At 38.3% G+C, this 9,057-nt stretch carries 9 protein-coding genes; 6 read left to right on the top strand and 3 right to left on the bottom strand.

What is annotated here, in order from left to right:
• A partial coding sequence (locus tag FTT87_RS00785; RefSeq protein WP_180174152.1) for a transposase occupies positions 1 to 544 on the top strand: 544 nt, incomplete at its 5' end.
• A gap of 889 nt (positions 545 to 1,433) precedes the next feature.
• On the top strand, positions 1,434 to 1,652 hold the full coding sequence (locus FTT87_RS00780) for a hypothetical protein (protein WP_180043796.1): 219 nt from the start codon (positions 1,434 to 1,436) through the stop codon (positions 1,650 to 1,652).
• A gap of 97 nt (positions 1,653 to 1,749) precedes the next feature.
• Here FTT87_RS00780 and FTT87_RS00775 read toward each other — a convergent pair whose 3' ends face one another.
• The 3 genes from FTT87_RS00775 to FTT87_RS00765 all read right to left on the bottom strand — a co-directional run bounded on the left by FTT87_RS00775 (position 1,750) and on the right by FTT87_RS00765 (position 3,726).
• Positions 1,750 to 2,100: a hypothetical protein gene (locus FTT87_RS00775; RefSeq protein ID WP_180043815.1), complete on the bottom strand. Its 351-nt coding sequence runs from the start codon at positions 2,098 to 2,100 to the stop codon at positions 1,750 to 1,752.
• 215 nt (positions 2,101 to 2,315) lie between these two features.
• Complete coding sequence (locus FTT87_RS00770) at positions 2,316 to 2,942, bottom strand: hypothetical protein (RefSeq protein WP_180043794.1); 627 nt, start codon at positions 2,940 to 2,942, stop codon at positions 2,316 to 2,318.
• Positions 2,943 to 3,027: 85 nt separating this feature from the next.
• The gene (locus tag FTT87_RS00765) at positions 3,028 to 3,726 is read right to left on the bottom strand and encodes a putative quorum-sensing-regulated virulence factor (RefSeq protein WP_180081056.1); all 699 of its coding nucleotides are present in this window, start codon (positions 3,724 to 3,726) and stop codon (positions 3,028 to 3,030) included.
• Between the two features lie 617 nt (positions 3,727 to 4,343).
• Between FTT87_RS00765 and FTT87_RS00760 the strand changes: the two genes are divergently transcribed.
• From FTT87_RS00760 to FTT87_RS00745, 4 genes are all read left to right on the top strand, one after another.
• Positions 4,344 to 5,594, top strand: coding sequence for an alpha/beta fold hydrolase (locus FTT87_RS00760; RefSeq protein WP_180081054.1), 1,251 nt, complete (start codon positions 4,344 to 4,346; stop codon positions 5,592 to 5,594).
• Between the two features lie 154 nt (positions 5,595 to 5,748).
• Positions 5,749 to 7,002 carry a serine hydroxymethyltransferase gene (glyA, locus tag FTT87_RS00755; protein ID WP_086195022.1) on the top strand — a complete coding sequence of 418 codons (1,254 nt, stop codon included), beginning with the start codon at positions 5,749 to 5,751 and terminating at the stop codon, positions 7,000 to 7,002.
• A 166-nt stretch (positions 7,003 to 7,168) separates the two neighbouring features.
• On the top strand, positions 7,169 to 7,573 hold the full coding sequence (rnk, locus tag FTT87_RS00750; RefSeq protein WP_180043788.1) for a nucleoside diphosphate kinase regulator: 405 nt from the start codon (positions 7,169 to 7,171) through the stop codon (positions 7,571 to 7,573).
• A gap of 408 nt (positions 7,574 to 7,981) precedes the next feature.
• The gene (locus FTT87_RS00745; RefSeq protein ID WP_180081053.1) at positions 7,982 to 8,953 is read left to right on the top strand and encodes a TauD/TfdA family dioxygenase; all 972 of its coding nucleotides are present in this window, start codon (positions 7,982 to 7,984) and stop codon (positions 8,951 to 8,953) included.
• The last annotated feature ends 104 nt before the right edge of the window (positions 8,954 to 9,057 follow it).

Raw genomic sequence — 9,057 nt, 5'->3', positions numbered from 1 at the left:
TTGGTATTCATCGACTGGAAATCTAAAAACCATAAGAAAATATGGTATTCGATTTATGTTTGGTATCGACTGTAACCGTAAGGTTTCCCCAGAAAAAGGACAATGGTTTCAACTGCGTTTATTGCCAGATTTCCATCAGGGTCAAGTAGTCTGGCTCAAAGATTTTGGCTTTGTACAATTATTTAAGACTCAGTTAAAAGAACAGCAGAGGTTTTATATTGTGCATCAAGATCAAGATGATTTATTGTCCTTTGAGGGTTTTCATGAATTACATTCAAGTCATTGGAAAATAGAGCAATATCACCGAGTGATTAAACAGGTTTGTCATATTGAAAAGTTTCAAGTAAGACGATCTAAACTGATTTTGAATCATATTTTTGCAGCCTTGATGGCCTACGTCGAGATACAAAAGAACCAGTTTGAGCGGATCTTTGAAAATGTATATCGTTGGCAGAAGAAATTATTTAGACCAATGATCAAAAACTTCATTGATGACTTTATTCTCGATAAAAATCATCTGCTACCACAGAGAATCTATAAATAATAGTGCGTAAGTCCTATAATTTCACAAAATAGTAGACTGTATTGCTATGTACTTTATACGGAATGATTTAACCCATTTTTGTATGAATTTGACCAATCAAATCTAAGAAATATGGGGGAAATTTAGATGAAATTTTAAAAGTGAAAAGCCGGAAATTTTATATTTATTGATTCTACAGACTTTACTATTGTGCTTGGATATCCGGAATATTCTAAAGGACAAGACCTCATTGTGATTCCCAGAATCAGTATTGCAGATAAAACTGCAGGCATTTTTTCAACAGATGGAAAAGCTTGTCAGGTAATATTGGGTACAGAATTCGTTGCAGTGAGTGTATTTACTGTCATTGAGCTAAAAATAGCAGAGATAAACTATTAGATACGAACTAATATGAAAACAGCATCTATTATCCACGCATTTATAAAATATACAATAATAGTTTCTTTGAATTGTTGTGTATAAATGTTGAGCAGGGTTGCCTATTTCATTTTCGAGTTTTATATTAAAAATACAGTAGGTCGAGAGACGCTACAAAGTGGTTGGACGGATCAATGACAGCTTGTTGAGCTTGCAACCTTCGGGTTGAAGCAAAAAATCAGCACTAGCCTTCCAACATAAAAGCCCGCAGTAATGCGGGCTTTCTTATTTTTAGGGCTAAAAAAAATTTCCAATGAACCAATATTCTAGAATTTATTTTAGATAATTGAAGAAATTGATCGAGGTGATTTATTATAAAAATTAAACGTTTTCTAAATAACATGTTTAAGAGAAATATCATCTATTTGTTTATAAAAAATTACATTGCCAAAAAATCTAACATCTCTAAATTATGAATAAATAAAATTTATGCTATAAAAAGTTTATTTAAATAAAGAGAGCAGGGAATAATATGAGCCAATTAATAGAGATAAAGGTTAAAGACCAATTTAGCAATATTCATGCAGTACAGGCATTATTACAGACAATTCCGGAAAATTCAGCTTTGCATAAACTCTCATTATTTCAAAAGATCGAACATATCGTGGTCAAAGGTGAAATTATTCGTCCAAGTATTGAACTGCTTTTTGAAAGCCGTATTTCCAAGAGTATTTATCGTATTATTGAATAATGAAAATATGATAAAAACTCACCATTAAAGGTGAGTTTTTATAAAAAAATAAAAATATGATTAAAAATAATCAATACATGGAGTTACGGAGCAATATTTAAATCAAACTAAGTTCAACGTCATATTTATTAAACTCTTCTATCAGGTTTTCAATAACTTTGATTCCAATCGCATCACTACAACTGAATAATTCATCCTTACCTTGAGCACTGTTATAACAGATGATTTGCTGGATTAACCAGCGATTTTCAATTTCTGTTTGATTAATAATGATTCGAACAGGTTGCAGGTTTTCACTGACCTGGCGTGGCAACACACTGGTAATCGCAAGTTGGATATGGGTCAGATCTTCTCTAGGACTCAAAAATGTTATTACCCAATTACCTATTTTTTTTAAGTATACGGGATGGTCTGCCGGATGAAATTCTAAATAATGTAAGGATGTCATCATGAATTCCCCTGAAATAGTTAATATATGCGGTTTTTAGCAATACTTTACTATTCAGCTAAGGTCGTATTTAGAATCACGCCATAGGTTCTTATTTAATCTAGTTATTGTGTAATAAATCAAATCTTATTGTTTTATAAGTATAAAAATAAATATGTTTTAGATAGCTAAGACCTTAAATAAATAATGAAACATAAAAAAGCTCTTAAGCTTGATCAGCTTGGAAGCTTCTGTAGAGAAAAATTGATCTGATTGAGGTAGCGGTTTAATTCCTGTGGAGTGATGCGGCTTTCCTGTAGGGTGGTAATCCATTGCATCTGGCACTGTTTTAAACTGCGTAAATCGTCAGCAGACAGAATACGGCTAATCAGCTGTTTTGCCATTAAACCGCAATGACGTTGCAGCAGTTCAGCCATGAATTGCTTGACCTGTTCAAAATCAAGGATTTCTAGCGTTGTTTGCACTTCATTTTGACAGGATGCCTGCTCAGCTTTTTCCTCCGCGATTGAAGATGGGGAAATGCTGGGAACAAAAATTTCTTCGGCAGAGTGATCCTTAAGTTGAGTGCTTTGCAGCGCAGGGCTGGTTTTAATTTCTGTATCTAGGTTGTCGGATGTCAGGGGTGTTTCAATGGACGGGTTAGCCGCACGGCTGATCAGTCCCATTTCCAGCAACTGTTCGAGTAATTCGGGTGGCGCGATACGATGCCTGAATTGTTCAGAAAGCAGATCAAAATCATCGGTGCCAATCAATAGTAACAGTCTGCGCTGACGAGCATTCAGATTCATTGAACGCTGTTTTAAACTTTCAATGCCTAAATCAGTTTTATGAAATTGAGTCATGCTTTAATTTACGTTGCAATAAATTAAGGCTGATTGTAGGGGGCAATCATGACAGGAATATTAAATAATATTACAAATCATTATATTACAGTGTAACAATACTGGTTTTCTCTAGAGCCTTGCGCAAATAAGGGTCCAGATCTTCCTGACGAAGCAGCCATTGCATATAGTCTGCAGGTAAATCTGCTATTGCTGTGCCTCGGTGCTTGCCAAAATTAATGGTTCGAGGAATACGCGCGTCTTCCGATGCCAGATAAAGCTCTTCAATATTTTGAATGTTTAAATGATGGATTTCATGCATTAAAATATTGGCGGTTAAGATAATATCCATATCGGCACGATGTGCTTTTTTAATCATTTCACGGGCTTTTTCACTGCCTTTGCTGATCATATAAATAAGGGCAGAAATATTGTGCGCTTCAGCATCCGGCCAGACTAAACGTGCCAGGGCAAGGGTACAAATGGCTTTTATATTGCTGGTATCTACACCGCATTTCTCGATGGCACGAATATCATAATCAATATTGTGACCAATAATGTACGTGGTTTCCTGTGGAAGGCTGAAAGTCGTGTAGTGAGGCTGACCCACCAGCTCGGATTCCAGAATATGATGCACTGCCATGGCTGCATACGAAATCGGTTCATCGACACTATAAAGCTGGTCGAAAATTTTGCTCTTGTCTAAGGAAAGTTTGCTGTCATGAATTTGGATCGGTGCATAAGCAATCTCAATCGGCTGTCCATTTAAAGTATGGGTTTCGGTATCGAGAATAATTGCTTGCATGACAGATCCATAACTGTTGCGATTGTTTGAGTCAATTTACCATTTTCAAAGATACCGATACAAACTGAAAATAGGCTCTTTTCCCTGTTCATGCTGATTTTTGTACTGGACTGCTGGTTAAATACACTGCTTCGAAAGCATCACTCGAAATACAGGCTTGAGATGGATATCAGGATAGCCAGTCATGTTGATCAATGTTTATTTGAGAAATCGTAAGCATACCTTTGGGTTTCTGTTTAATGAATTCACTAATCTGTACGCTATCGCTTAGATGACGGCTTTTATAGGTCAGTTTTGTTGATTAGTTATCGGTGCCGCATAAGAAGAGACCACTTTGCTCACGATTTTTTTAATACTTCTATAGCCTAACTCCACGCAAGCCTGGAATCAGACAAATAAAAGCAGACATATTTTGTTAAATTAATAGTGTTTGATATTTGTAAAAGTAAAAAAATAAAATTTATAAAAATCATTGATTTGTATTAATAAGAATTCAGTCTCTTTTTAAATTTTTTATTTGATGTTAAATCGCATTGTTCAAATATTAAATAAAGGTAATAGTTTGTATTCATGATTACTTAAATCATCAAAATAAAAAGATATAAGGAAATGCAAAAATGAAAAAAACATTATTAACGGTGTTTATCAGTAGTTCGGTCATCCTTTTAACAGCGTGTGGAAGTGGAAATGGTGATTCGGTCTTCAACAGTCCAAATAATGGAATTCCGGTCAATGATATTCAGAACCCGGTCGTTTCTACCCCCACAGTTTATAACAAAACAAATATGACTAGCGTGGCGGGTGAAAGCGTAGTGATGACTTATAAAATGTTGGGGGTTAATGCTAAACAAGTTCAGGCAACTGCATTGGTCTTTACACCGAAAACGGCTGTGCCTGCAAAAGGTTGGCCAATTGTGGTTTGGGCGCATGGTACAACGGGTGTGGCAGATCAATGTGCACCGAGTCGAAATGCATTGAATATCTATATTCAAGCAATGATTGCTCAACTTTTAACTGCAGGTTATGTGGTGGTTGCTCCTGATTATGAAGGTTTGGGAGAACCAAATGGTAATGAGCTCCATCCTTTCTTGAATGTAAAAAGCGAGGCCTATTCTATTACGGATGCGGTTGTCGCTGCGCGCCATTATTTGGGGACAAAAGCATCCAACCAATGGATGGCAGTAGGACATTCACAAGGTGGACAAGCTGCCTTAGGTGCGGCCCAATATGCTTCACGCGCCTCTAACTTGGTCTATAAAGGAACAGTGGCCCTCGCTCCAGCTTCTAACCTTGCGCTTATTTTGACAGCAGGGGAAAGTGCTGCGGGAAAAGAAACCGACCTGAATAAAAAAATTAAAACGTTGTCATCTTTGGATGCATTTACTGCATTAATTACAGCAGGACTGCGTAATCCTCATCCTGATTTGCAATATAGTCAGGTTTTTAAGTCTCCTACGGATAATATTGCGAAAAATGCAGAAGTTGATTGCTATGATCTGTTAGAGCAGGAATTTGTTAAAGGGATGGATGATTACGTGGCAACAGAGGGTTCAGTCAATATAAATAATTACCCGCGTACTCAAATGAATTTTATGGGTATTCCTGTAGTTAAAACCTTTTTGGAAAAAGATTCGCAGCCCCTTCAGGTTAAAGTCTCCACGCCAGTGATTATTTATCAGGGATCATTGGACCCTACCGTTCCGAAACAAGTGACTGACGTACTTTATTCTTCAGCGATACAACAAAACACCAATATCCGTTATTTGACCGATGAATCAGCTGCAACGAAATGGGATCATGGAACGGTCTATGCTTTAAATATTCCTAATATTATTGCAGATGTAAAATCTCTGATGCCAATTCAGTAATTTGTTTTGACTATATATGCTCATGTTTTTTAATCATGAGCATTTTTTTATTTAAAACTGAGTAAAGTTCATTCTCAACATTTATAAACTTCATGCTACAATACGCGCCAATCTTAGCACGGCTTAAAAGCCCTAATTTAATAGGACCTCGCTAATGTTTGCCAATATCTCTATTGCCGAATTTGATCCAGAAATCGCTCAGGCAATCGCTAATGAAGATGCTCGCCAAGAAGCGCACATCGAGTTGATTGCTTCTGAAAACTATTGCTCACCAGCAGTAATGGAAGCGCAAGGATCAAAACTCACTAACAAATATGCAGAAGGCTACCCAGGCAAACGCTATTATGGCGGTTGTGAATATGTAGACGTTATTGAACAATTGGCAATTGACCGTGCTAAAGAACTTTTTGGTGCTGATTATGCTAACGTTCAACCGCATGCTGGTTCTCAAGCAAACTCAGCTGTTTACTTAGCTCTTCTTAACCCGGGCGACACAGTTTTGGGTATGAGTCTTGCTCACGGTGGTCACTTGACTCACGGTGCAAAAGTAAGCTTCTCTGGTAAAACTTATAATGCAGTTCAATACGGTTTAAACCCGGAAACTGGCGAAATCGATTACGAAGAAGTTGAACGTTTAGCTGTAGAACACAAACCACGCATGATCGTGGCTGGTTTCTCTGCTTATAGCCAAGTTGTAGACTGGCAGCGTTTCCGTGATATCGCGGACAAAGTTGGCGCTTACCTTTTTGTAGACATGGCTCACGTAGCTGGTCTGGTTGCTGCTGGTGTTTACCCAAGCCCAGTGCAAATTGCTGACGTAACGACTACGACTACGCATAAAACACTTCGTGGTCCGCGTTCAGGTTTAATCCTTGCTAAAGCAAACGAAGAAATCGAGAAAAAATTACAGTCAGCTGTATTCCCGGGTAACCAGGGTGGTCCACTTGTTCACGCTGTTGCAGCGAAAGCAATCTGCTTTAAAGAAGCAATGGCTCCTGAATACAAAACTTACCAACAACAAGTGGTTAAGAACGCTCAAGCAATGGCTGAAGTATTAATCGCTCGTGGTTATGACGTAGTTTCTGGCGGTACTAAAAACCACTTGTTCTTGTTGTCTTTAATCAAGCAAGACATCACTGGTAAAGACGCTGACGCTTGGTTAGGTGCTGCTCACATCACTGTGAACAAAAACTCTGTACCTAACGACCCGCGTTCTCCATTCGTGACTTCTGGTATCCGTATCGGTACCCCAGCTGTTACAACTCGTGGTTTCGGTGAAACTGAAGTACGTGAACTTGCTGGCTGGATCGCAGACATCCTGGACAGCAAAGGCGACGAAGCTGTAATTAACGCTGTAAAAGCGAAAGTTGAAACTGTATGCGCTAAATTCCCTGTTTACGCAAAATAAGTTCTGACTTGAGAAAAGCCCCCTCAAGGGGGCTTTTTTTATATATATTAAAAGTCATATTTTTCAAAGCTGGTATTTCTGCTATAACAGAATAAATCCCCCTATAAAAGCTATAAATATTTTGCTGTTGCTGTAATGACATTGTTCGTCCAAAGGAATCAGATAAATGGCTAAACCCACTATTATTATTTCACAACAAGATCTGGAACGTTTAGAAACGATGCTTGAGCATCAGTCTAAACTGACGCCAACCATGCAGCATCTGGAAGATGAGCTTGCACGTGCTCAAGTAGTTGCCCCGCAGGATATGCCGGCAAATGTGGTGACAATGAATGCACGGGTATCAATTACCATTGCCCCTGCGAATGAACCAACTACGATAACCCTGGTTTACCCACATGATTTTCTGGGTGAGAAAGGACAGGTGAATGTACTTGCACCAATCGGTGCAGCAATTTTAGGATTGGCTGAGGGTCAGGAAATTGAATGGCCGCAGCCAGATGGTCATTTAATGAAAGTGAAAATTGAAAAAGTGTTGTATCAGCCAGAACGTGAAGGCAATTATCTATAATTTTTTAAAATAAATAGCCCCCGATTTAGGGGCTATTTTGATGTACAGATAAAAATAATTAAGGCTTAATGATTTTATCGAGACAACACATCATCAATGCTGAAACGACAAAGCTCTGGTGCATGTTATTCTCCAGATTATTTTCTTAATGTTTTGACTTGATCATCAATAAATCGCTTTAAAAATTTGACATTTTTATGTTTTTTAATAGCTTGTATTTTTTAATTGTCTGAATAATTTTAGGGTTGAGAAATCTAATCTCAAAATTCTAAATCAGGAAAGTTCAAAACTTCAGCAGGTATTATGCTGATCACTGTCAACGCTTTGACAGTGTTTATGGCCTATTCAGGGCAGACTGTATTTCAACAACATAACGTTGCAATAAAAATTGAAATATAAGGAATCGCCATGAGCCAAAATCAAACCAAACCCTATGATCCGAACTATCAATATCAACATATTCAGGTAAAACCGATTACCGGGTGTATTGGTGCTGAAATTGAAGGGGTTAAATTGTCTTCAACTCTAGATCAAGACACGGTCCATGAAATTAACCATGCTCTAATCAAGTACAAAGCTATTTTCTTTAAAAACCAACAGCATTTAACTGATGATGAACAGGAAGGCTTTGCCGCTTTATTGGGCAAGCCCTTGAATCATCCAACCGTTCCGGTCAAAAGTGGAACAGCACATGTGCTTGAGCTGGATTCACGTGGTGGGCGGGCAGATACCTGGCATACCGACATCAGCTTTATTGAAGATTATCCAAAGGCTTCCATTTTACGCAGTATAGTTGCGCCTACAGCAGGGGGTGATACGGTTTGGGCAAATACCACAGCAGCTTATAACGATCTGCCAGAAGAACTGAAAGTTTTGGCAGACAGTTTACGGGCAGTACATAGCAACGACTATGACTATGCTTCTAAAGTAACCACAAGCCCGCGTATTGATGCAGAAAAATATCGTGCGCTATTCAATTCAACCGAATATGAAACAGAGCATCCATTGGTGCGCGTGCATCCTGAAAGTGGGGAAAAGACCCTGTTATTGGGTCACTTCTTTAAACGCTTTGTAGGTTATAACAGCCAGGATTCACGCCGCCTGTTTGATTTATTCCAGGATTACGCCGTGAATTTAGAAAACATTGTGCGTTGGCGCTGGAGTGTAGGTGATGTTGCCATCTGGGATAACCGTGCCACACAGCACCGTGCGATTAATGATTATGGGGATGAGCTGCGTGTTGTGCGTCGTGTTACCATTGAAGGGGATATTCCAGTTGGTGTAGATGGTCGCCCAAGTGTGAACCTGAAGAAAGTGGTTAAACAGGACATTTCCAATTTTACCTTTGAAAATGGTCAAATTTTAGAAAAAGCATCTTAATGGTTAGATGTATTGATTTAGGCTGTATGGACTCGTAGTGATCTGAATTCGAGATATACATAGCGCTAAAAGTTGGTTGGTTTAAGCATATAAAAAACCTAGTA

It is taken from the genome of Acinetobacter sp. YH01022 (assembly GCF_013420235.1).
Classification (GTDB): Bacteria; Pseudomonadota; Gammaproteobacteria; order Pseudomonadales; family Moraxellaceae; genus Acinetobacter.
The sequence above is the reverse complement of the archived record's forward strand: the minus strand, read 5'-3'. Positions and strand labels throughout refer to the sequence as shown.